This is a genomic window from Streptomyces sp. NPDC004111, assembly GCF_042874215.1.
Taxonomy (GTDB): Bacteria; Actinomycetota; Actinomycetes; order Streptomycetales; family Streptomycetaceae; genus Streptomyces.
Map to the genome: position 1 here is coordinate 1 of NZ_JBIAMU010000038.1, position 24920 is coordinate 24920.

General features: G+C 66.6%; 11 protein-coding genes and 1 pseudogene. 4 read left to right on the forward strand and 8 right to left on the reverse strand.

Annotated elements, in window-relative coordinates; translation table 11 throughout:
• Positions 1–1258, forward strand: a 1258-nt coding sequence (locus ACFYVL_RS42865; protein WP_389255283.1) for a UvrD-helicase domain-containing protein, incomplete at its 5' end; no start/stop codon positions are given.
• 376 nt (positions 1259–1634) lie between these two features.
• Here ACFYVL_RS42865 and ACFYVL_RS42870 read toward each other — a convergent pair.
• The 8 genes and pseudogenes from ACFYVL_RS42870 to ACFYVL_RS42905 form a co-directional block, all read right to left on the reverse strand.
• On the reverse strand, positions 1635–2066 hold the full coding sequence (locus ACFYVL_RS42870) for a DUF5959 family protein (protein WP_389255285.1): 432 nt from the start codon (positions 2064–2066) through the stop codon (positions 1635–1637).
• A gap of 74 nt (positions 2067–2140) precedes the next feature.
• A pseudogene (locus ACFYVL_RS42875) lies at positions 2141–3383 on the reverse strand (IS256 family transposase).
• Positions 3384–4191: 808 nt separating this feature from the next.
• On the reverse strand, positions 4192–4743 hold the full coding sequence (locus ACFYVL_RS42880; RefSeq protein ID WP_389255287.1) for an SUKH-4 family immunity protein: 552 nt from the start codon (positions 4741–4743) through the stop codon (positions 4192–4194).
• Between the two features lie 19 nt (positions 4744–4762).
• Positions 4763–6304, reverse strand: a complete 1542-nt coding sequence (locus tag ACFYVL_RS42885; RefSeq protein WP_389255289.1) for a nucleic acid/nucleotide deaminase domain-containing protein — start codon at positions 6302–6304, stop codon at positions 4763–4765.
• 99 nt (positions 6305–6403) lie between these two features.
• A complete protein-coding gene (locus tag ACFYVL_RS42890) occupies positions 6404–7837 on the reverse strand; it encodes a hypothetical protein (RefSeq protein ID WP_389255291.1) in 1434 nt (477 codons plus the stop codon).
• A 239-nt stretch (positions 7838–8076) separates the two neighbouring features.
• Entirely contained in the window at positions 8077–8967 is an 891-nt protein-coding gene (locus ACFYVL_RS42895; protein ID WP_389255293.1) for a nucleic acid/nucleotide deaminase domain-containing protein, read from the reverse strand.
• Between the two features lie 379 nt (positions 8968–9346).
• Complete coding sequence (locus ACFYVL_RS42900) at positions 9347–10045, reverse strand: HNH endonuclease family protein (protein ID WP_389255343.1); 699 nt, start codon at positions 10043–10045, stop codon at positions 9347–9349.
• 548 nt (positions 10046–10593) lie between these two features.
• Positions 10594–11241 carry a hypothetical protein gene (locus ACFYVL_RS42905; protein WP_389255295.1) on the reverse strand — a complete coding sequence of 216 codons (648 nt, stop codon included), beginning with the start codon at positions 11239–11241 and terminating at the stop codon, positions 10594–10596.
• A gap of 429 nt (positions 11242–11670) precedes the next feature.
• Between ACFYVL_RS42905 and ACFYVL_RS42910 the strand changes: the two genes are divergently transcribed.
• The 3 genes from ACFYVL_RS42910 (at position 11671) to ACFYVL_RS42920 (ending at position 24912) form a co-directional block, all read left to right on the forward strand.
• On the forward strand, positions 11671–12534 hold the full coding sequence (locus ACFYVL_RS42910; RefSeq protein WP_389255297.1) for a hypothetical protein: 864 nt from the start codon (positions 11671–11673) through the stop codon (positions 12532–12534).
• Positions 12535–14037: 1503 nt separating this feature from the next.
• Positions 14038–17628, forward strand: coding sequence for a LamG-like jellyroll fold domain-containing protein (locus ACFYVL_RS42915; protein ID WP_389255299.1), 3591 nt, complete (start codon positions 14038–14040; stop codon positions 17626–17628).
• Positions 17629–17793: 165 nt separating this feature from the next.
• The gene (locus tag ACFYVL_RS42920; protein WP_389255301.1) at positions 17794–24912 is read left to right on the forward strand and encodes a polymorphic toxin-type HINT domain-containing protein; all 7119 of its coding nucleotides are present in this window, start codon (positions 17794–17796) and stop codon (positions 24910–24912) included.
• The last annotated feature ends 8 nt before the right edge of the window (positions 24913–24920 follow it).

Sequence of the window (24920 nt, forward strand, 5' to 3'; positions counted from 1 at the left end):
ACCGCAGCCAACTCCTCACTCAGCACATCCAGTCAACGACACCGCCGATCAAGAAGACACGCCATCACAGATCCCACATGACCAAGCACTACTAGGCATCAACCACACCATCTCCATCGGCGACCGCAACCTGACCCCCACCGCGCTCTCCTACGCCACGCTGCGCACCGTCACCCGCTTCTGCCACTCCGCCGACCCCACCCTCACCCACCGGCACGTCCCCCGCCTGCGCGGACTGGAAGACCCCGACCACCACCACGAGTTCGCCACCCACATCGCCCCGTTCGCCCGCAAGGCCTGGGCCGACCTCCAGCACCCCGACGACGGCGCCGTCCGCTTCGAACACGACCACTACCTCAAGATGTGGTCACTGACCGACCCCACCCTGCGCACCGACTTCCTCCTCCTGGACGAAGCCCAGGACACCAACCCGGTCGTCGAGCACGTCTTCAACCGCCAACGCGACCACGCCCAACTCGTGATGGTCGGCGACTCCGCCCAGGCCATCTACCAGTGGCGCGGCGCCAAAGACGTGATGAGCGGCTTCGGCGGAACTCACCTGGCCCTGTCCCAGTCCTTCCGCTTCGGCCCGCACCTCGCCACCGAGGCCAACCGGTGGCTGACCCTTGCCGACGCCTCCCTGCGCCTGACCGGAACCCCCGCCGTGCCCACCGAACTCGGCCCCGTCCAGCAGCCCGACGCCGTACTGTGCCGCACCAACGTCGGCGCCATGACCCAGGTGATGCACCTGCTGCACGCCGGTGCCCGCGTCGCGCTCGCCGGGGGAGGAGCCGGCCTGCGCGCCCTCGCGCTGGCCGCCGACGACCTCAAAGCAGGACGCCGCACACACCATCCGGAACTCGTTCTCTTCGCCACCTGGTCCGACCTCCAGGAATACGCTGCCCATGACCCCGCGGGATGCGACCTGCAGCCCTTCGTCGACCTGGTCGACACCCACGGCACTGTGTCCATCCTCGCCGCCGTCGCTCAACTCACCCCCGAACAGCACGCCCAGGTGACCGTCTCGACCGCCCACAAGTCCAAAGGGCGCGAATGGGAACGCGTACGGATCGCCGACGACTTCAACCCGCCCCGGGACACCCGCGACGAGACCGGACAGCTGGTGCCAGGCCCCATCGACCCCACCGAAGCCCGCCTTGCGTATGTGGCTGTCACCCGCACCCGCACCCGCCTCGACCTCGGCGGTCTCTCCTGGGTGAAACAACACCTGCAGGGCCAGCCCGACGAACCCCACTGAGAAGCTGCCAGCGCCTTGGCCACCTCGACCCGAGGTAAGCGAACCAGGCTGGGAAGCCGGGTGGGACTGCCGCAACCCCCAGCCCGGGCTCGCCGACCGCAATCCGAAGGGGCGCAAGGAACTGGCAGACAGTCGACGGGTGCAGGTACCTGTGGCCGCCGCCAGGAGATGACCCCGACGAACTCTGGGGCGACGCGCAGCGGGCGGGCGTTGCCCACCAGGGCCGAGAGGCCCGCCAGTGCAGCGGGGGCCGGTTGTCCGAGGCGGCCGGTGCAACACCGCCCATGCCGAGCCGACCGAGTAATAGTCAAGACTTGTGGATCAAGCCATGCCGAGCCTCTCATCGGGCTGCGCATCAGCGTTCGTTGACCATGGTTCAGTCGTCGGGCATCTGCCAGGTCTCCCATACCAACTCAAGGCGTCGGTACGCGTCGTCGAACCAGGCATCGACCAGTGGGACGGTGACCGTCACCGTCGTCAGAGATATGGAGAGGTCCTTGATCGTGACCCGGCACCGGTCATCGTCCTCGTCGAGTTCGATGAACAGCCACGGAGCGCTGTGCCCCTCGCGCCAGGAAATGTTCTGCCCCGCGTCGAGCGAGTCCAGGGCCTGCTGCCACTCCCGCAGGCTCTCGGGGAAGATCCAGGTCTTGAGGGTGCCACGGACAAAGGGCGTATCGACCAGGAACTCTCCGACCAGGACATCGGGCTTGCCGGAACGCTTCCTCCCCTCTGCCCCCGTGATCCGGAGAATGACGCTATTGCCGTCCCCCTCCAGGCGGATCATGTCGATCGGATCCTCAGACATGACTGCCCCTCCCGGCCTCGCGCATGGTGCCGAACCCTAAACGTCGGCACTGACACAGCAACGATTCAGGGGTGTCAGGCCGCGTGAGTTTCGGGGTGTTTGACGAGGTGGCCGCGTTCGAAGCGGGCGCCGGCCCGGACCAGGGCGACGAGGTGGGGTGCATTTACTGCCCGCCAGCGTTCCTGGGCTGCCTCGATGAGCTTGAAGACCATCGCGAGGGCGGCGGCCCGGCTGCCGGCGCCCCTGGTGACCTTGGTCCGAAGGCGCACGGTGGCGAAGGTCGACTCGATGGGGTTGGTGGTCCGCAGGTGGATCCAGTGCTCGGCGGGGAAGTCAAAGAACGCCAGCAGTTCCTCCTCGTCGTTCGTGAGCCGCTTGACGACCTTGGGGTACTTCGTCCCGTACTGCTTGGCGAACGCGGCGATGGCCTTGGCCGCGTGCTCTTTGCCCTCGGCGTTGTAGATCTCCTGGATCGCTCGCTTAGCCGCGGGCTGGGCCGACTTCGGCAGCGCGTCGAGCACGTTCGCGGTCTTGTGCACCCAGCACCGCTGGTGGAGGGTCTCGGGGAACACCTCGTTCAACGCGTTCCAGAAGCCGAGTGCTCCGTCGCCGACGGCCAGGACGGGGGCCCGCATGCCCCGGCGGGCACAGTCCCGCCCATGCCTCGGACGATTCGCGGTAGCCGTCGGTCATCGCGATCAACTCCTTGGCACCGTCCGCCCGCACGCCGACCATGACCAGGACGGCGGCCTTCGCCTCCTCCAGGCGAATGCGCAGGTGAACAACATCAGCCCAGACATAGACGTAGTCCGTGGCGGACAGGTCGCGGTCCATGAACACCTTGTGATCGGCCTGCCACCGCGCCGTCAGCCGCGTGATTGTCGCGGGCGAGAGGCCGGCGGAGGAGCCGAGGAACTGCTCCAGCGCTGGCACGAAGTCCCCGGACGACAGGCCGTGGAGGTAAAGCAGCGGCAGCACCTCACTGATCTTCGGGGATTTACGGGCCCAGGGCGGCAGGATTGCCGAGGAGAACCGCTTGCGTTCGCCGGTGGCCTCGTCGAGGCGTTTGTCGTTGACCCGCGGGGCCCTCACTTCGATCGCCCCGGCCGCAGTCGTCACCTCCCGCGGCTGGTGGAAACCGTTGCGCACAACCAGACGACGGCCGGAATCGTCCCGCTGATCGGCCAACTCGGCTAAGTAGGCGTTGACTTCTGCTTCCAGAGCGGCGGCCAGCATCCGCCTCGCGCCCTCGCGGACGATCTCGTCAATCAAGGAGCCGTGTGGTGTCGTTCCGCCTTCGTTGACTACCGTGAGCACGGGCGTGCCTTCTCGGCCGACGCAGCGAACGTCGGCCTACTCGATGACCATCACAGGATCATTCGGGAAGGTACATCCTTCGCGTGCCAACCCGAACCCAATCCACAGGTCTTGAGCATTGCTCGAGCCGCGACGAGGCAGTCGTGCCACGCTCCAAGGCAGATCCTCCTCGCGATCGCACTCCGGGCTCAGCCTTCCCCAACCCCGATGGAGTTCGTCATGGGCGAATATCCGAGAAGCCCTCACAAGCTACTGGCACGCAAGAGAGTGCGACCGGTGGGCTGGTGCCGGGCCGAACTCCGTCAGAAACTGCCATCAAATCTCCGCGTTACAAGATGCCCAGGGGGAGATGAAAATCTGCGTACAGTCCGACCAGGTCGTCTGCAGAATCGTCGACGGTAGGGTCGTCATATCCTTAGGATCGACTTTATTCGTCCGTGAGAAATATTTTGGTGATTTCCGTTGCGCGCCGCCAAACGAGCCCCGTGCAAGTGCTTTGGCTAACGAGCGCTGCCCGAGCCGCGAAGGACTCCCTCCGTCTTACCGTTACCCATTTGCCGGATCAGTGGAAGGGGGAAGCCAATCGGGCAACTGATGTTCCCTGAAGTGGCTCAATCTGAGTAAGACCACAGTTGCCCAGAACCCTTTAGGGCCCCTGAGGTCCTCATCTCCGACAGAGTCACATACTAAGTCAGGGGCATTGGTAGTGCGTCGAGGCTGCAGATTTCAGATCCGAGTCTCCGTGCCGGGCCGCAGCCTTGCAGAGGCGTATGAGGGACTGCAAGTGGTGACTGACCGGGGCCGTGGGTCACCAGATCTCATTCTCCAGTTCTTCCAGCGCCAGGTTCCAGGGGGATTCCTCCTCAGTGAACGGAGTTGCATCGAACTGGCCGACAGTCTCGCGGAACCGGGTGCTCAGCTCCTCGGGGTCTTCCTCGTTCTCGTGGCCCACTTCGATTTTGCGGAACTCAATAAAGCTGTAAACCAGGGATTCGATATCGCGGTGAATCAGCAGATATTCGGCGGATCCCTCGGGAAAGGAGAAAACCTTTCCGCTCGCAGGATCAAGTGCGAGAAGCGAGGTGAAAAAGTACCCCAGCTTCAGCCAGGAGCGACTCTCCGGCGGGCATGTCATCCCGTCCTCGTCGAACCTACTGCCCAGAGTGATGGCATCCCCGTCTCCTTCTTCGAATTCCTCCACATCGGCTCGCGTGTGGAAGACTTCCGAGTCGGGAAGCCCGACAGAGCTAAGGAACAGGGAGGTGCGTGCATCCATCTCGTCCGCGGTCCGCGGAAAGTAGACCACGCCGTTCAGGCCGTAGGAGCGGAGGAGGTCGCCGGGTGTCACGGTAAAATTCACGCACTGATCCTATCGCACTCTATTTCCCATGAGCCTTCTTCAGGTCACGGACGTACTCTCGGTGTTCCTGATTGGTGGTTTTACCCGTATCGTCGTAATAATCAGCCACGTGCTCAACTTTGAACGTGGGGTTCTTCTCCTTGAAGTAATGATCCATCCAGCGTCCGCACTCCGGATTCTTTTTGCATGGTTCCCTCTCGGTGAAAACTTTCCTAAGCCCCATACCTTTCCCGCTTTGCAGTAGAGGGCGCCCAATCATCCTTTCAGAGTGCCCGGCTTTGTTGCTGTACCCCACAAGGACCGATTCTTTCCCCGTGGCCGGGTCAACGTAGCGTCCTGCGGCGTAGTTGGTTCCCTTGTAGTCGTCCCTCGCGATCCTGGCGAGCTGTGTGGCCTGAACAAGATTGTCTTTGGCGGGATCCTTTACTTTGGTCGACTTCACCTTTCCCGTGTGTTCCTGGGGCGTGTTCCACTTCCGCTTGTCTTTGTCAGTCGCCGGAACCCACACCTTGCCGTCCTTGACGACACCGTCCAGCCGCGTCTTGTCGTCGCTGGACAGGGCGTCCAGCCCGCCGTCGGGGGTGATTCGCTGCACCGTTCCGTCAGCGTTCAGCAGGTACATCGGAGAGTCGCCGCCGTCCTCCTTCTCCACCTTGCACTGGTCGAGGCCCTTCTTGGCCTCTTTGTCCTTGGCCTTGTGGTCCTTCTTGCTCTGATCGATCTTCCCGCCGTGCTTCTCAAGCATGTCGACGGTCTCGTCGGCCTTCTTATCGACGGCGTCCTCGGCCTTGTCCATGACCGCGGCGAGCTTGTGGAACCGACTGTCCTTCTTCACAGAGCTGCGGCGCTTGCCACCTCCGCTCTTGTGCTCGCCCTTCTTCGTCTGGAAGTTGTCGCGGGTGGTGCGGTAACCGCCGGATGCCCGGTCGAACTCGTCGAACTCGATGGCCAGGTCCTGAGCCATGTCCGCGCTGCCGGGCGCATAGTGCGCCGGGCCCTCCCCGGCCGCCAACCGGTCGGTGAAGACGCTCTCGATCTTGTCGAGGATCTTGGCCTCGATCCGGTCCGTCACCACGGACGTGATCTCACTGACGGCGTAGTCGATGGCCTCGTGCAGAGCGATCCGGCAGGCGATGACGGCGCCCGCGCTGAGCAGGCCACTGAGGCCGGCGGTGAAGAACATGCCGATGACACCAGCGGTCGCAGCGCCAGCCGTTGCGCCGAGCTCGGCGATGCAGGCAATTTTGCAGCCTTCGATCAACGCGGCGCAGTCGTCGAGTGCGTCACCGAGTTCGTCCAATCCCTTGGAGAACGCGGTCAGGTCTCGGCTGGTGAGCTTGCCCCACCGGCGGTCGAGCGCGGCGACGGTCTGGCCCTTGCTCTTGCCAGCGACGATGTGCGAGCAGGCGTGGTTGCCCTCTTTGATGACGTCGCGCAGCCCGTTGGCAAGGTTGCGGTAATCCTTGGCGCACCCCCGGACCTCGTCCTCGTCGATGTTGGGCCATGCGACCCCGACGAAATCGAGCACCTCAACCAGCTCGTCCGGCAGATTCTTCCCCACGTGCCCCGTGCTCCCCTCGTGGCCAGTCCTGCCACCCTGGCGGGCACATGAATGATCGTCAACTCAGGTTGGACCGAGAGCCTGCTGAAACGCGCGGCCTCAGCGGGGATGCAAGCAGCACACCCTGTCACGAGTACCGAACACAAGAGATCCCTCAATGGTGACGGCCAGCGCGCTGACCTCGGCCCCGGTACGGAAGGCACGCACCTCACCGGAATCCACACGATGGTAGCCGATCAGCCCATCAGCCCAGCCGACCGCCAGGACCAGCCCATCCGCGGTCCGCACGGCGCTCAAGGCGGTGACCGGGCAGCCGCGTTGGACCACAGGACGAGCCATCGGTTCCTGCCCCGGGGCCCACAGCCGCACCCGCCCGTCAAATCCCCCGCTATACAGCAGCGTTGTCCATTCGGCACCCCCGCCCACCGGCAGGTCCACTGCGGCCAGCGCAGTCACAGGGCCGTCGTGGAGGGCAGCGGCGGTCACGCCCGCACCCAGGCCACCACACTCCAGGCTATGCACCGCTCCCTGCCCGTCGGCGACCGCCGCGACACGGCCGGTCATCGCCAGAGCCGTTCCTGGGCGCCGTGCCAGCACAGCGGCGAGCACATCCCGAATCTGCTCGGCTGGCCCCGGCACGTCGTCGAGGAGGGCGGCCAGCCCTGACACGGGCCGGTGAACAGGCAATTGCGCAATGTGCAGAAGCCCGCTCGCATCGAGTGCCCACAATGCACCGTCAGGCAGTGCGCAGAGCGCCGTGGCCTGCGGAACGCGCCGGGCGAGACGCCCGATGGGGGCAGCGTCGGCCAGCGACACGGTACGCAGCACACCCGAGTGGTCCGCCAGCGCGGCCGTGCCGCGCCACGAGCCCCCAGTCGTGGCCAGAGCGACGACGGGGCCAGGCCACGGCGGCACAATGTCTCCCGACGTCCGCCGCCAGACCACCTCCCACGGCGTGCCGGCCGCACAAGACGCCAGAGCAGCGTCCACCCGCGGGTCTGACCCATCGCCGAGTGCGGAGCGCAGGATCAGCGCACGTACTGCCGGGTCCTGTTCCCGCACCAGCGCCTGTCCCGCACGCAACCATGCAGACCGCAGTCCACCGTGATCGCCGACCGCAGATTCGTAGGCCGTGCTGACACCCACCGGATCCGCTGAGCACACCGCCACCGGGTCCCCCAAGTCTGTCTCCGGAGAATCGCGCGCACCGACGACAGAACGCCAAGCTTGGCGCGCCGGGTCCACCACAGGTGCCTCTCGGAGGGGATCAGTCCACCGAGGCTCGTCGAGGTCCATGACGGCGGCGGGCGCGTCCGACAGCTGGGACAGCACGGGGTGACCGCTGACCACTTCCACCAGCAGCCGCACCTGCTCCACGCCGGCCAGAGCGTGCACCCAGGCCGCGACGCCCTCAGCATCAGCCGCCTCGTGCAGACCAGGAAGCACCAGCACCGCCCGGCGGCCATCCGCGCGCAGAACCTCCACCAGCTCCGAAGGCGAACGGGCGACGATGCCGAGCTGGTCGGCGAGCACCCACACCGCGCTCCGCATCCCATGCCCGGACAAGGGCACCACCGCGTGCACCGTACGCGGCCCGCGTATGCCAGGACGCATCCCATGACCAGCCAGCCAGGCCAACAGCGCCGACTTCCCGGACCCTTCACTGCCGGTCACCAGACACAAGGAGGGGGCGGACTCGTCTGCCAGCCAGCCCAGGAGCGCCGCCGCCGCAGGTTCCCGACCATGATCAGGCCGCTCCCACACTGCGTCACTCACTGGCGACGCGCCTGCTGGGCGGCGGCTGTGATGAGCTCTTTCAGCCCCGTCTCACGCGACTCAGCGTCCATGCCGTAATCAAAGCTGTGGGTGAATTCGGCGCCCGGGAAGGTCTGCTGCATCCAAACGGCGCAGTAGTGGCCCGGCATCATGCACGCCTCCAATTCGCAGTACACCCGGCGCACCTGTTCGGGCGCCACCCCCCGTGAGGCCAGGCTCCGCCACACCAGTTCCTCGGGATGGGCCCGGCCAGGCCCGGTCGCCTCAGTGGCGATCTGCTTCTCTCCTGCAGCATCGACGTACTCGAACGCCGCCGAGAATGGAAAGTTGAGGGTGTGCCGCACATCATCCAGAACCCGCGGCCACCAGCTCTCCCGTGCCTCGAACGCCGACGGGTCGATCTCCCGCAGTTCTGTGTTCAGCTCTCGGAACGCCGCTGCCGCTGCCGGCAGGTCCGGTGCCGCCGCAATCACGGCCTGCTGCCGGTCCAGGACCGCCAGACTGGCATTGAACGTCGTCACGCTCGTGCTGGCGAACATGTCCGCCTCGCCGGTTCCGAGGAATACCGCCTGCACTGCGCCGTCCGGCCGCACGCACAGGTGCGCGAGACGGTCAGTGCCGATCCGCAGCCATTCCTCCTGCTCCGTCAGCGGGCGCGGTCCGCCACGATGACCGGCAAACACTCCCAATGGAACCGATTCGTGCGCGTCCGGGGCCTCGAAGTAGGGAATCACATGCACCGGCACCCCCACTGTCGCAAGGACCTTCTGCACACTCGAGGGCACTGTGCTGATGTGTGCGCGAGACAAGGGGAAACGGCGCATACCCTCCGCGCCGAAATGAGCAACGGCCGGATCGGGGACAGGCACAGACACAAGGCACCTCACACAACTGACGACGCAACGGATACGACCCTAATAGGGCGCGACTCCTCAGCAGGCAAAGCGTTGAGCTGGCAGGAGGCTGGTTCCTGTGTGTGGGGTTGCCGCCCCCCCCGCTACGACTGGCGGAGCGGAGGCGCCGGGCGGGTTCGTCGTTCGAGGACCGGGAGGGGCCCGCCCGTCCGACAACACCCGCCAAGGGGGCGGGAGTCTCCCACCTTCGCTGTCGTGGTCCGCCGCCCCTCGCTCGTCCTCCTACGCGGGGTTGGGCAGTGAAGATTGAACCCCGCAACAAACTCGCCCCCGAACCAACCCGCGCCCGGTTACCGGACACCCGGCTACCCACGGGGGCACCCTAGATCTCAGGCATCAAGGAGGGATTGGGTCAGCGGGCGAGGGTGACCTTGACGGGGACGTTGGAACAGGTCACGGTGGTCTGGGCGAGGGCGTTGGCCTCGGCGGGGTCCACGGTCAGCTGCCACCGCACCTTCACCGCCGCCCACTCGGTCACGTACGCGCAGTGGTCGACCTCGGCCGGCGGCATCCACGTCGTGGGGTCCTGGTCGGCCTTCGACCGGTTCGTCTTCGCGGACACCGCGATCAGAGCCCGGCTGTCGTCGAGGTCGTTGGCGTACGCCATCCGCTCCTGGGCACTCCAGGCGGAGGCACCGGAGTCCCAGGCCTCAGCGAGCGGGATCAAGTGGTCAATATCGATCTTGGACGGGCCGTCGATGTAGGTGTCGTCGTACGCGCTGTACCACCGGCCACCGCTGATCTTGCACTGCGTGTCCTTCTGTGGTGTCAAGACCGCCTCGGCCAGTAGAATCTCAGCTCTCGTGTTGCACCGGTTCTTGTCCGCGTCGATCCAGTGCTTGAACTTCGTCCGCTCGTACCCGGTACGCGATTCCTCCGCCACCGGCATCTCCGCCAGGATCTTCTGCAGGGGCATCACGAGGGTGTCCCCGCGCTCGCCCCAGGCCCCGGAGCCCACGGGCTCCGCCTGTGCGGCCGCCGCCGGGGCCAGCAGACCCGTCATCAGGGCGGCTGCCGTGGTCATGGTCATCAGTGTGCTGCGCACGCGCATCAGGGTCCCCACCGTCTTGAAGATCACGAATGTGTTGAGATCTTCGTAGCGGAGCCTCGCACCCCAAGTCCCGCCCACCCGTGAGAGGTTCACCCGGGGGAGGGGAAACCGTGATCATCACACAGCCACAGCCACAGCCACAGCCACAGCCACAGCCAGTCTCGATTCCGGGCCGGAAGCGGGCCCCGGTGTTGGGGGCATCGCGATGACAGCGGAGCGCCTTGAGTCCTGGTGGATGTTTGGGGCCTGTTCACGCTGGCAAGCTGCGGACGGTGCCGCCCTGGCCATACGGCTGCCACCAAGATGCGGAGTCCGTCCTCGAAGCCGAACGCAGCCTGCGCGCCGACTGGTTCACGACTCCGAGAGCGGCAAGTCTGCCGGCGGGCCACCTTGTGCAGGCTCTCGCGGAAACGGATTACGCCTGATCTGGGTTCGTTGGCCAGCCGGGGGACTGACCGGCGTGGGGGGGGGGCGAGGAGCCGAGGGGCCGGCGTGATGGTGCTGGTGACTCTGGCGGTCGTAGTCAGTCCGGACGGCGGGGAGTGACATCAAGAGATGTCTGGTGCGGGGGGCTGCTGCCCGGTACTGCGCTGGAGCAGCGCAGAATCCAGCTGGTGGGCACGAGCCGCTGCTTCGATTACCTCAAGATCACCTCCGTCTGCGCGTAAGGCCTGCATGGCACAAAGTCGGAACTTAACTCGGGCAAGCTGTGCTTGTGCCAACAGCTCCGCCAGAGATAAGGGCCCGTTGCTCTCGGGATAGCCGAGCCATTCCGCTGCACGGTCAGTAGCCGCGATCATGACCGTACCTAGCTTCGAGGCCGCCAAGGCCACGTCCTCGGGGCCTTCGAGGAGCACGGCTTCGTAGGCCGTGCTGAGGCCAGGATCTTGCAGTGACTGCATGTGCCCGAAGGCTTCCTCGCGCTTTGGGGGATCCGAGGAGAGGGCCGTATCAACCCGATGGAGAATCATCAGTTCGGCTGAAATCTCAGCAACATACGAGGCGTACGCCTGCCGCCGAGGGCCCCGCAGCTGTGAGACATGATCGGCCCTTACCTGCCTCTCTTGCTGCCGTTCCTGGGCAGCGAGCTGCATCTTGAGTTGAGATCGCGCCCAGAATCCTGAAATTCCCGCAGTCAACGCAGTTCCGAAAGCTCCGACGCCCGCGCCAAGAATTGCTGCCATACCTGCATCCATGGTCGGATTGTGCTTCACTCCGGCACTCCAAGTGGGAGTATCCGCGTACACGGTGCCGCCTCGTTCGGTGCTGCCGGTCCAGTGTGGTGGCACCAGTGGGATCAATTCGGTAGGCCGGTTGCCGGGCGGCCGCACGTTCCCCGGGAAGCATGTGCGGCGGTCAGGGGAGAGGGAAGGAGCGGTGCCTCGGGGTAGTGCGCTGCGAGGTCGCTGTCCATGGTGATGGTCAGGCCGGCCACGAATGCGTCAACCTCTTCCAGGTGCGGGGCGGGTAGTGCAACCTCGTGGTATCGAGGCGGTGGGCGAGCGTGCCGAGGAATCCGTCCGTGTGTTCCTGGAGGTAGCTGCCGTGGCGCAGCGTTAGAGCCCCTTAAGGTCGTGCACATAGCCTTGCGGATATGGTCCGCACCACTCCGCCTCGCCCCGTCGATGTCACAGGGCCCTTCCCTGACGCAGGAAGCATGGCCCACCTGTCCCGACCACGACGGCCCCTGGCAGCTGGGCATACGGCCCGAGGACATACGGCTACGGCGACGGATTCTCACCGAGGCGTGGGAGCGCCCCGGCGCGGCAGGCGCCGACCTGCTGAGCACGGAGGAACGCGAGACACTCGACCGCATCGGCAAGAGCTCACGGATCCCTCTCGAAGGCCCCCTTCCCATGGTGCCCGTGGCCCAGCTCCACGCCGCGGACGTGCCCGATCTGCTGTGCCCTGACGGCACAGATCTGCTCCAGGTGCTGTGGTGCCCGTTCGGCCACGGCGAGGACGAGCTGCCCCGGACCGAACTGCGCTGGCGCACCACTGCCACCCTCACCGGCCCCTACACCCCCGCTCCGTGGCTGCCGGTGATCGGCAACGACGACTACCTGCCCGAGCCGTGCGTGCTGCACCCCGAGACGGTCACCGAGTACCCGGCGCCGCACGAGTTGCCCGAGGAATTGGCGGAGCGGATCGAGGCCTGGGGAGATCAGCACGAGTTCTTCTACCAGTACGACCTCGCCGTTGCCCCGGGCTGCAAGACCGGCGGTCACGCTCCCTGGAGCTTCCGCGACCCCTTCCCCATGGCCTGCCCGACGTGCGGCTCGAACGTCCGGCCGCTGCTCACCCTTGACGGCTGTGAGTGGGACGGTGGCAGCGTGAGCTGGCGGCCGCTGGAGGATGCCCACGACGCGGGAGAGTACTTCCGCGGGCCGGCCAATCCGACGCAGCTCACTTTCGGCCGCGGATACAGCCTGCAACTGCACGTGTGCACGGCTTCCTCCGACCACCCCCACCTCCAATCCGTGCAATGACTCCACTGACGGCGGGGGAGAATTTTCAGAGGCTGCCCGGCGTTGTGGCCGTCGGCCGCCCGCAAACTTGAACGTCTCTCCTCCAGGACCGTTCGGTGGTGGTCGGGTGCGTGCTCCCCGAACAACCACGACGACCAGACGGGGTGTGGCGAGTGATACCGCTTCGGATCCCCCGTGCACAATGGGACGCCACTTTTGGCAGTCGCTGAGCAGAGGTTCCGACGTCCGCGCCCCGGCTGCGGAACACCAGCGTCTTATCCAGGTTCTCATCGGTGCGGGGCCACCAGGCCCGTCCGCAGCGAGCCAAGCGCTTCCCTGCTTGCCAGATCCGAGCCGAGGTGCCCGGCCGTGCGGGCCGCGTGCAGGCCTGGGCCGCTGGTGTCGGCGCAGATCACCTGGTGCGGCGTGATCAGGGCCCGGCGTCTGGCTTGGGCGGCGTCAGATTCCTCAGGACCAGCCTGAAGGCGGGGGAGCGCAGCAGCATGCTGGTGATCGACCGTGGCGCCCGCGCCGGCGCTCAGTCTCAGCCCCTCCCGGATCGGGGCGGCCCCGTCAGGCAGATGCGCCAGGCGGCCGAGCCTTTGCCGGGTCGTGTGACGCCGCCTAAGTATTGGCGGCCTTGCCGCTTTGTGGTGGGCCCCTTCTTCGACCTAGCGGTGCAACGAGCTCATGCCCAGCATTGCGACCGTTGCTCCGTTCGGCAGCGGAGGTGTGAGCAGCAGATCCATCACGCTGAAGTGCCGCGTGTCGCTGACGGCTCCGAGGGAGGCTTCGTCCCGGGCGAATGCCTGGGCAGCCCGCAGGCTGCGCGTGGTGCGCCCTCGAAGGCGTTGAGTGTGATGCCGGCCGAGGGTGCAGGTTGACGGTTGGACTCGCCGGCCCGCACGCGGGTGCATCGGGCAGTCCCGAGGCGATGAGTTGACTCGGACCGGAGCGTATGTGAGATGTAGGGGCAAGGTCCTCCGAATGTGGAGAGAAGGTGTGTTCAGTGCTCTCGTGTATCCGTGGCGCAAATGCCAGACGCATGATCGATCGATCAAGTATTTGCTTGAGCAATTCAAGGTGAGAGTGAACTTGGGCATACTGTCAGTCGATTTTGAGACAGCGCATCCGACTCTGTTGCGGTAGCTCTTTTGCCGATCAGTGGAAGGTGGGGGAGGGTGCTCTGCTCGATGGCGGGATGCCGATCCGTGCGTACCGGTTCCTGGTAGCAAACACCTGGCGGGGATGGGTGGTTGCCGCTTGACGCCTTTACATGCCCACTACATATTGGGCAGCCTTTGTAAGGCTCATGTATACGGTGGGGTGGGTGTGAGGGCTCAGTGGCGGCGTCGTGTGCGCCGAAGAACGGGTGTGGCCGTGCTCGCGGCGTTGATGTCGGTGGGGGCTCCGGCTGCGACGGCTGGAGCGGCGGATCATCGGGCGACACAGACGGAGGCGGCCGGCACGGCCGACGGCCATCCGGACACCGCGCTTGCCAGGGCGGCAGCTACGGGTGAACCGGTGGAGGTGGAGTCCGAGCGGACGGAGTACACGTCGACCACCGCCAACCCGGACGGCACCTTCACACTCACCCAGAACACGACGCCGCAGCGGGCAAGGGGCAAGGACGGTGCGTGGCATGCGATCGACACCACCCTGGTGCGCCGGCCGGACGGATCGGTGGGCCCGAAGTCCGCGGTGGCCGACCTCGGCTTCTCCGGCGGCGGTGACGGCAAGGGTCTGATCCGGCTGGGGCACCTCAAGGGCTCGATGAGCCTGGGCTGGCCGGGCTCTTTGCCGGAGCCGAAGTTGAGCGGGGCACAGGCGACGTACCCCGAGGTGCTCCCAGGGGTCGATCTGCAGCTGACGGCCGAGGCGGAGGGCTTCCGTCAGGTCCTGGTGGTGAAGTCGGCCCAGGCGGCGGCCAATCCGGCGCTGGAGCAGATCAGGCTCACCTCGTCGGGGGACGGTCTGCAGATTGTGCCGGGGGCGGACCGGGGGATCCGGGCCATCGACGCGGACGGCAACGCGGTCTTCTCCGGTCCGTCCGGCCTGATGTGGGACTCCGCCGGAACACCGGCGGAACCGGATCCCACAGGGCCGGCATTCAAGAAGGCCGCGCCGCAACGCGCCGCAACCGAGGGAGGCAGCCCGCAGGAGGAAGGCACTCACCCGGACGCGGGCGATGTCAAGGCAGATCTTCCAGTCCAGGTCGGCCAGGGCAGTGTCACGGTCAAGCCGGATCTGAATCTGCTGCGCGGGCAGAAGACGGTCTACCCGGTCTACATCGACCCGCCGGTCGGACTGGACCTGAGCGAGCGGACCGTGCTGTCGTCCGACGGCGACCGGTTCTGGAACTTCAACGGGGACTACGGGGTCGGCAACTGCAGCCAGTCGGGTCCGTACTACTGCGACCGTTACCACGTGAACCGGATGTTCTTTGAGTTCGCGCCGACCAAGCTGGCGGGCAAGCAGGTCGTCGACGCGACGTTCCGGGCGTACGAGACGTGGTCGTGGGACTGTACCGCACGTCTGGTGAACCTGACCCGGACCGACAACATCTCCGAGGGCACCCGCTGGCCCGGCCCGGCCTACCGCGACCTGATGGCCGACCGGTGGATTTCCGCCGGGCGTGGTGACCTGTGCAGCCCGTCGCAGCCCGACTCCTGGGTGGAGTTCCACGACAACCCGGCAGAGCCGGACGAGAACCTGACTGCCTCGGTGCGGGACCTGGCCAACGGCAAGTTCTCCCGGCTGACCCTGCGGCTGAGCGCCGGCGACGAGGGCGACCCGGATGCCTGGAAGCGGTTCGACGACAACGCCCAGCTGCAGGTCGTCTACGTGCCCAAGCCCGGCGTGCCGTCTAAAGTGGGCATCATCCCCAACAACGGGGCCCAGCAGTACTGCAGCCGGACCGCCACCGCGCCGACGACGGTGACCATCCCCTCCCCGATCGTGCAGGCCGCGGTGGAGACAGCCGTGCAGCCCACCGCGAACGAGGCCAAGGGCGAACTGCAGGCCGAGTTCGAGATCGAACGCAGCAGCAACGGGCAGCCCACCGGCGCCTGGTCGAAGTTCTGGTCCGACTACCGGCCCAAACCCGGCTGGCACGCCGACGGCACCCTGGAGAAGGCACCCACCGCCGCCCTGGCCGACGGGGGCCTCTACCGGTACAAGGCACGCACCGAGTCGCACCTCAACTACGCGGGCAAGAACACCGAACTGTGGTCCGCCTACACCCCTTGGTGCTACTTCACCTACGATGCGGGCGCGCCCAAGGCACCGGTCATCACCTCCGGCGGCCCGTACACGCAGTGCACCGCGACCCTGTGCGAGGGCAAGGGCGGCCCGGGTGTTCCGGGTACGTTCACGTTCCAGCCGAACGCCGCGGACAAGGACATCAAGAGCTACCGGTGGCGGCTCATGACTTCTGATCAGGCGGGTGCGACGACCGTGGCGGGCTCCTTGGTGACGGTGAAGAACGTTACCCCCAGCCTCTCGGGCACCTACGTGCTGTCGGTCGAAGCCAGCGACCTGGCGGCCGGGCGGGTGCGCTGGGGTGCCCCTGCCGAATACACCTTCAAGGTCCAGTCGCCGCAGGGACCGGTGGGTCAGTGGCGCTTCGACGACAGTGCGCCGGGCGCAACCGGTATCACAGCCAAGGACACCGCCACGGACGGAACGCGCCACGATGTGACCTTGCGCCAGCCGGTCGCCGGCACGGCTGCCACCTGGTCGGCGCTCGGGCGGCGCGGCGTGGACATCCAGACCGTCAACGACACGGAAGTCGTGCGCAGGGACTACTCGCTGCGCCTCAACGACGACCTCGACGACCCCGCCAAGCGCCTCGGCTACGCCTCCAGCGCCGGCGCCCCGGTGAACTCCAAGGACTCCTTCACCCTCTCCGCGTGGGTGCTGCTGGAAGACGACACGGTCAACCACGCGGTGGCAGCGGCCCCGGGAACCTACGGTTCGGCCTTCACCCTGTACTACTCGAAGGACTACAAGAGATGGGTGTTCAACCGCACCGCCACGGATGCGCAGAGCAACCCCGTCTACCTGCGGTCCGTGTCCGCCGCGCCGCCGGTGAAGCATGTGTGGACGCACCTGACCGGTGTCTTTGACAACCACAACACCACTGCCGCGGGAGACGACACCATCCAGCTGTTCGTCAACGGCCGCCCGCAGGGCGCTCCGGTCAATCTCACGGCAGGCTCGGCGGCCTACACCCCCTGGGTGGCGGCCGGAGATCTGCAGATCGGACGCTCCAGGGCCCTGGGCGCCTACCAGGAGTACTTCCTGGGCCGTATCGACGAAATGCGGGTCTGGCAGCGCGCGCTGAGCCCGGCGGAAGTCCTGGACGAGAGCCGGATGCTGGAGAACTCCGTGCCCCAGGCCGCGCTCGTGGGGTACTGGGACGCGGCCGGTACCACGAACAACGTGGTCCCGGAGTGGACCTCCTACCCGGTGGACGGAATGGCCCTCTCCCCGAGCGGTGCGACCGCGAACCCGGAGGACAACGAGGTCGACCTCGACGGAACCTCCGGCTACCTGTCCACCACCGGTCCGGCCGTCGATGAGACCGGAGCCTTTACCGTCACGGCCACGGTCCGGCTCGACAAGGCGAAGCTCGGGGCCAAGCCGGTCGGCTACCGGGCGGCAGTGTTCAGCCAGGCAAACCCCGGCAACCAGGAATCCTCCTGGAGCCTGTGGGTGGAGAAAATGAGTGCCGAAGGTGACGGCGCCTACGTGTGGAGCTTCAGCCGCACGGCCGTGAACGCCGCGGGTGAGATCGTCGAGACCACGTCTGCGAAGGACGAATGGCCGGCTGTCCTCGACACCTGGAGCCAGGTCACTGGCGTCTACGACGGGCAGAACGAGCCTGGGAGCGGCAACACCCACCTGTACATCGGCGATGTAGAACAACCCGGCGCTCCCGCGTTCACGGCTCTTTCTCAGGGAACGGGCGTGCTCAGCGTGGGCGGGGAGTCGGACAGCGGGAAGATCGGGCGCTTCCTTCCCGGCGCGCTGGACAATGTCCGGATCTGGGCCGGTGCGATGACCGCAGAGCAGGTCCGCACCAAGGTGCTCGGTACCCCTGGCGAAAGCTGATTCCAGCGGGGTGGGGTGACAGCGTTCGTGCGGCGCTGCCACCTCGCCTCCACGGCCCACCTCTGTGGGCCGTCCCTTTCCTCTTCTTCGGGCCCGGTGTCACGTGACGCGGGGCCCTGGATCCCTGCTGCCTTTGTGCGGCCACGTCATAAGGACATTTGAACCATGAAGAGTTTCCTACCTGCCGCGCGACGCGGCAGATGGGGCAGAGTTCTGAAGCCAGTGGGCGGCCGTCGTGTCGCGGCGCTGACCGGTTTCGCCCTGCTGCCCGGACTCCTGACACCGGTGGCCTTCGCCGCCGACTCTGATCCGCTCGGTATCCCGGACGTCGGCACGTACCGGGCCGACAAGGTCTCGCCGTTCACCACCCAGGCCAACAAGGCAGCCGCCCAAACCGTAGCGAAGGCCGAGAACGCCGACCGTGCCGCAGCGGCACGCGCGGACAACAACCGCGCCCAGAAGCCCGTCTGGCCGACAGCGGGCACCAGCACCCTCAAACTCACCGGGGACCGCACGGCGACCGCTGCCCCGGGCGCGCTTCCCGTGACGCTGGCCCAGCCCGACACGGTCAAGGGCAGGAAGACGCCGTCTGCGGCTTCCGTCACCGTCCAGGTCTTGGACCAGCAGGCCACGGAGCAGCTCGGCATCAAGGGCGTCGCGCTGCGCGTGACCGGCCCCGCCGCCGGGGGTGATGCCGAACTCGGTATCAACTACGCGAAGTTCGCCTCCGCCTACGGCGGTGACTGGGCGGGCCGCCTCCGGGTCTCCCGGCTGCCCGACTGCGCCCTCACCCACCCGGCCAAGGCGGGCTGCCGTACCGGCAAGCCGCTGAAGTCCGAGAACCTGCGCAAGCGCAACCGCATCACCACACCTCTGTCCTTCCAGCAGCCCGAAGCCGGTGCGCGTGCCGCCACCGGCCAGACGATGCTGCTGGCCCTCGCCGCTGGCACGCAGTCGGGCAGCGGCGACTACAAGGCGACCCCGCTCGGCGCGTCCTCCTCCTGGGAGGCGGGCGGTTCTGGAGGCACCTTCAGCTGGTCCTACCCGCTGAAGGTGCCCCCCGCCGCCGCCGGCCCCATGCCGCAGCTGTCCATCGGGTACGACTCCGGCAGCGTGGACGGCCAGACCTCGTCCACGAACAACCAGAGCACCACCATCGGTGAAGGATTCGGCCTCACCTCCTCCTACGTCGAGCGCAAGTACGGCTCCTGCGACGACGACGGGCAGAAGGACAAGGGCGACCTGTGCTGGAAGTACGACAACGCCTCCCTCGTCCTCAACGGCAAGGCCACCGAACTCGTCAAGGACGACACCACCGGCAAGTGGCGGCTCAAGAGCGACGACGCCTCCACCGTCACCCTCACCACGGGCGCGGACAACGGCGACGACAACGGCGAACACTGGACCGTCGTCACCGGTGAGGGCACGAAGTACGTCTTCGGTCTCAACAAGCTCGACGGCGCGGGCGCAGAGGAGCGCACCAAGTCAGTGTGGACCGTCCCGGTGTTCGGCGACGACGCGGGTGAGCCCGGCTACGCGGACGGCGCCACCTTCGCCACCCGGGAGAAGAAGCAGGCCTGGCGGTGGAACCTCGACTACGTCGTCGACACCCACAACAACGCCATGACCTACTGGTACGAGACCGAGACCAACAACTACGACAAGCTCGGCGACGACACCACCGGCACCAGCTACATCCGCGGCGGCTACCTGAAGGAAATCCGCTACGGCCAACGCGCCGGAGCCCTCTTCTCCGCCAGCCCGGCCGCCTCCGGCAAAGTCACCTTCGACTATGCCGAGCGCTGTGTCGCCACCGGAACCGGCTGTGATGCACTCACCAAGGACACCCGGGACAACTGGCCCGACGTCCCCTTCGACGCGGTCTGCAAGGACGGCGACAAGTGCACGGGCAACACCGGCCCCAGCTTCTTCACCCGCAAGCGCATGACCGGCATCACCACTTCGGCCTGGAACGCCGCCGCCGCTCCCGCCGCCTTCGTGCCGGTCGACGAGTGGACCCTGAAGCAGACCTATCTCGACCCGGGCGACACCGGTGACTCGTCCGATCAGTCGCTGTGGCTGAACGAGATCAAGCACACCGGCAAGAACGGCACTCCGCTCTCCCTCGACCCCGTCACGTTCGGCCACGAATACCTGGCCAACCGGGTCGACAGCGGCAGCGACGACATCCTGCCGTTCCACAAGCCCCGCCTGAAGACCATCACGTCCGAGGCCGGCGCCCAGACCATCGTCACCTACCTGCCCGCCGACTGCGTGGCCGGGCAGGCCAAGCCGAAGCTGGACGAGAACACCCGCCGCTGCTACCCGGTCAAGCGGGCTCCCAACGGCGGCGACGACACCGTCCTGGACTGGTTCCAGAAGTTCCCCGTCGAAGCGGTCTCCACCACCGACCCCAGAGGCGGCTCCGAGGCCGTCCAGCACATCTACCAGTACGCGGGCGGCGGCGCCTGGGCCTACAACGACGACCCGTTCACCAAGGAGAAGGACCGCACCTGGTCCAGCTGGCGCGGCTTCGAAAGGGTCACCCACCTCACCGGCGTCCCGGGCAAGACCCAGTCCAAGACCGTCAGCGTCTACCTGCGGGGCATGAACGGCGACCGCGTCCTGGCCGCCGACGGGACCACGGTTGACCCCACCAAGCGCAAGAGCGTCCAGGTCACCGGCATCAAAGCCAGCGCGATCACCGACTCCGAGCAGTACGCGGGCTTCCCCCGCGAGACGGTCACCTACAACGGCGCGGACGAGGTCAGCGGTTCGATCAGCGATCCGTGGTCGAAGAAGACCGCCACCCAGCACAAGTCCTACGCCGACACCGAGGCGTACTACGTCCGCACCGCCGCCACCCACAACCGCACCAACATCACCAGCGGTATCAGCCCCCGCGACCGCGTGCGTTCCACCGTGACGACGTTCGACGACTACGGCATGCCCGTCACCGTGCTCGACAAGGGCGACAACACCGTCGTCGGCGACGAGAAGTGCACCCGCACCTGGTACGCCCGCAACGACGCCGTGGGCATCAACAGCCTGGTCTCCCGCACCCGTGTCACCGCGAACACGACGAAGGCCGCCGACGCCTGCGCCACCTCGGACGCGGATCTCGACCTTCCGGCAGACGCCAACCGCCCGGGCGACGTCATCTCCGACAATGCCACCGCCTACGACACCACCACCTGGTCCGCTTCCCAGAAGCCGGTAAAGGGCGACGCCCAGTGGACCGGGCGCGCCAAGGCCTACGGGGCCGACAACCAGCCCCTCTGGCAGAAGACCGCGACCACGACCCACGACACACTCGGCCGGCCGCTGACCGTCAAGAACACCAACGACGTGACGGTCTCCACCACCGCGTACACCCCCGCCGCGGCGGGCCCGCTGACCTCCTCCACGGCGACCAACGTCAAGGGCCACACCGTCACGACCCTCGCCGACTTCGCCACCGGTGCGACCCAGAAGGTCACCGACCCCAACGGGAAGATCACTGAGTCCCAGTACGACGCGCTGGGCCGTGTCACCAAAGTGTGGCTGCCCAACCGGCCCCGGTCCATCGGCGCCACTCCCAACTACACCTACGCCTACAGCATCAAGTCGACGTCACTGCCGTGGGTGTCCACCAGCACCCTCACGAACGACGGCAGCGGCTACAACACCAGCTACGAGATCTACGACTCGCTCCTGCGCCCGCGCCAGACCCAACGGCCCACCGCAGCGGGCGGCACCGTCATCGGGCTGACCCTGTACGACTCCCGCGGCCTCGCCACCTCAACACAGGGAGACATTTGGGCCGAGAAGACCGCACCGTCGGGGACCCTCCTCGCCACCGAGGGTGGTGCCGCCCCGGCCCAGACAGACACCACTTACGACGGTGCCGGGCGCGCGGTCAAGTCCGTCACCTCGCACTTCGGCAAGGCCCGGTGGACCAGCGAGACCCGCTACACCGGCGACACGGTGAGCGCCACCACCGCTGCGGGCGGGCAGGCCACGACTGTCGTGTCCGACGCGCTCGGACAGACCACGGAGCGGCGCGAGTACGGCGGGCCGCAGCCGACCGGCAGCGACTTCACCACTACGCGCTTCACCTACACCCCGGCCGGACAGCAGGCCACCATGACCGGTCCCGACGGGGCCAAGTGGTCGTACGGCTACGACCTGTTCGGGCACCCGACCAGCACCACCGACCCGGACAAGGGCAAGGGCACCACCACCTACAACGAACTCGACCAGGCAGTCACCTCCACCGACGCCCGCGGCAAGACACTGACCACGGAGTACGACCAGCTCGGACGCAAGACCGGCCTCTGGGACGGCACCGCCAAGACCGACGCGACCAAGCTGGCGTCCTGGGGCTTCGACAAGCTCGCCAAGGGCCAGCAGGACACCAGCACCCGCTACGTGGACGGCGCCGGGACCACCGGCAAGGCGTACACCCAGGAAGTCACCTCCTTCAGCCCCATCTACCAGCCCACCGGCAACAAGCTGACGCTCCCCGCCTCCGAGCCCCTGGTCTCGGGCGGGCAGGTCACCTCGCCCCTGGCATCCAGCACCGTCTACAACGTGGACGGCACCGTCCGGCAGGCCACCGCACCGGCCGTCGGCGGACTCCCGTCCGAGACGGTCTCCTACAAGTACGACGCCTTCGGACAGCAGCTGAGCTCCACCGGATCCACCGGCTACCTGCAGAACGCCTTCTACACCCCGCTCGGTGACCTCAAGCAGCTCCGCCTGGGCATCGACTCGGTATCCTCCGCCAAGCAACTGGGCATCACCCACGACTACGAGCCCGGCACCCGCCGCCTCACCAAGTCCTCGGTCACCGACAACGTCCACTCCTACGCGTTGCAGGACCTGAACTTCACCCAGGACGAAGCGGGCAACGTCACCTCGATCTTCGACAAGGCCGACCTCGGCGGCACGGGCAAGACCGACAACCAGTGCTTCACCTACGACGGCCACCGCCGTACCACCGAAGCCTGGACCCCCAAGACCGCCGACTGCTCCGCCACCGGCCGCACCACCGCCAACCTCGGAGGCGCAGCTCCATACTGGTCCAGCTACACCTATACCGGTTCCGGCCAGCGCCAGACCGAAACCACCCACACCACCACCGGCAACACCACCACCAAGTACACCTACACGACGCCCGACGGACAGCCCCACCCCCTGGTCAAGACTGAAACCGAAACCAAGACCAGCACCTACGGCTACGACAAGACCGGCAACACCACCAGCCGCCCCGGCACCCAGGCACAGCAGACCCTCGCCTGGAACACCGAAGGCGACCTCGTCTCCACCACCGAACCGGCTGCCGGCACCAAACCCGCCCTGGGCACCAGCTACCTCTACGACGCCTCCGGCGAACTCCTCATCCGCCGCGCCACCACCGGCGACGGAGACACGGTCCTCTACCTCGGCGCGTCCGAACTCCGCCTGACCACCAAGGGCACGTCCAAGGTCGTCACCGGCACCCGCTACTACACGGCCGCAGGCCAGACCATCGCCCTGCGCACCGCCACCACCGGAGTGACCGGAACCAAGCTCAGCTTCCTCACCGGCGACCACCACGGGACCTCCAGCCTCGCCATCGACAGCGCCACCCTCGCCGTCACCAGCAAGCGCTACACCGGCCTCTTCGGAGCACCACGCGGAGAAGCCTCAAAGACCTGGCCCGACGACAAGGCCTTCCTCGGGAAACCTGCCGACGCCGCCACGGGGCTCACCCACATCGGAGCCCGCGAATACGACCCCGCCATCGGCCAGTTCATCAGCGTCGACCCCCTGCTGACCACCGACAGCGCACAGTCCCTCAACGGCTACAACTACGCCAACCAGCACCCCGCCACCTCGTCCGACCCCACCGGCCTCTGCGACGACCCCGGCAACGGATGCATGCCGGTCAACCCGGGCAGCGGCAAGACGAACAACAACGTCGAGAACGGAGGCAGCAAGTACCCGGTCCAACACGGCAACCACTACAACGGCAAGAACGGCGGAGGCGGCGGGAAGAGCAATCCCACCAGCCACACCTCAAGCAGCGGCCATACGTCAAGCTCCAGTGACGCCTGCGGCAACTGGTTGTCCTGCGGCTGGAACAAGGTCAAGAGCGCGGCCTCCGCAGTGGTCGACACCGTCTCCGACAACTGGGGAAACATCGCGCAGGTGGCCACCGAAGTAGCCGTCGGTGCGGTGTGCGTGGCGGGCGCGGCAGCCGCAGGAGCCGCAACAGGCGGAGCCGGATTCGCCGCGGTCGCAGGCTGCGGCGCACTCGCCGGAGCAGCCGGGGCAGCGGTAGGAAACGCACTCTCCGACACAGCGGACCACAGCGTCGGCGGACAACTCACCGACATGGCCGAAGGAGCGGTCTGGGGAGCGGCAGGAGCCGTCGTCGGACTGGGAATCGCCAAGGGCATCTCGAAAATCTTCACCAAGTGCCACAGCTTCCTCCCCGGAACCGGAGTGCTCCTCGGAGATGGCACGCACAAGGCCATCGAAGACGTCGAGACCGGCGACACCGTCATCACGACGGACACCACATCAGGAAAGACCGTCACCAAAAAGGTCGTCTCCACCATCACCACGGAAGACGACAAGAACTTCACCGACATCACCATCTCCACCGGTGAAGAACTCTCCAGCATCGTCGCCACGGACACCCACCCCTTCTGGGTCCCCGAACTCCGCAAATGGGTCAAGGCCGGAGACCTCGAAGTCGGCCAGTGGCTGCGCACCAGCGCGGGCACGCACGTCCAGATCACCGCGACGAGCCACTACACCAAGCGGCAACGCACCCACGACCTGACTATCCAGGACATCCACGCGTACTATGTGCTGGCGGGGGCCACGCCGGTCCTCGTTCACAACTGCGGCGGCGGCGCTCTCGATCTTGACAACCTGCAGGACCGAGCCGACACCCTGCACGCGCTCATCCCGGCGGGGAAGGCGAACGACAGGGCGACCACTGGAGTCATGCACGCGGTAGGCGGTGGACCGGAGTCTCTCGACGTTGTGGCCGTTGGAGCACGGAAGAATATCTCTCTGATTCAACGTGCACAGCTCCTCCCTCACGAGCTCGGGATATCGCGCACTGGCGTGGACGCATTGGGCAAATTCCCGCACACAGAGGTCAAGCTCTGGGAGACAGCAGTTCATCTTGACCTAACGCCCACAGGCTTGGCAGTGAATAGACCGTTCTGCCCAGCGTGCCAAGGTTTCCTGCAGAGCAAGGGTGCGACGCTGGTCAGCGACACACAGGCGATTTGGACTCCGTGAGGTGAATT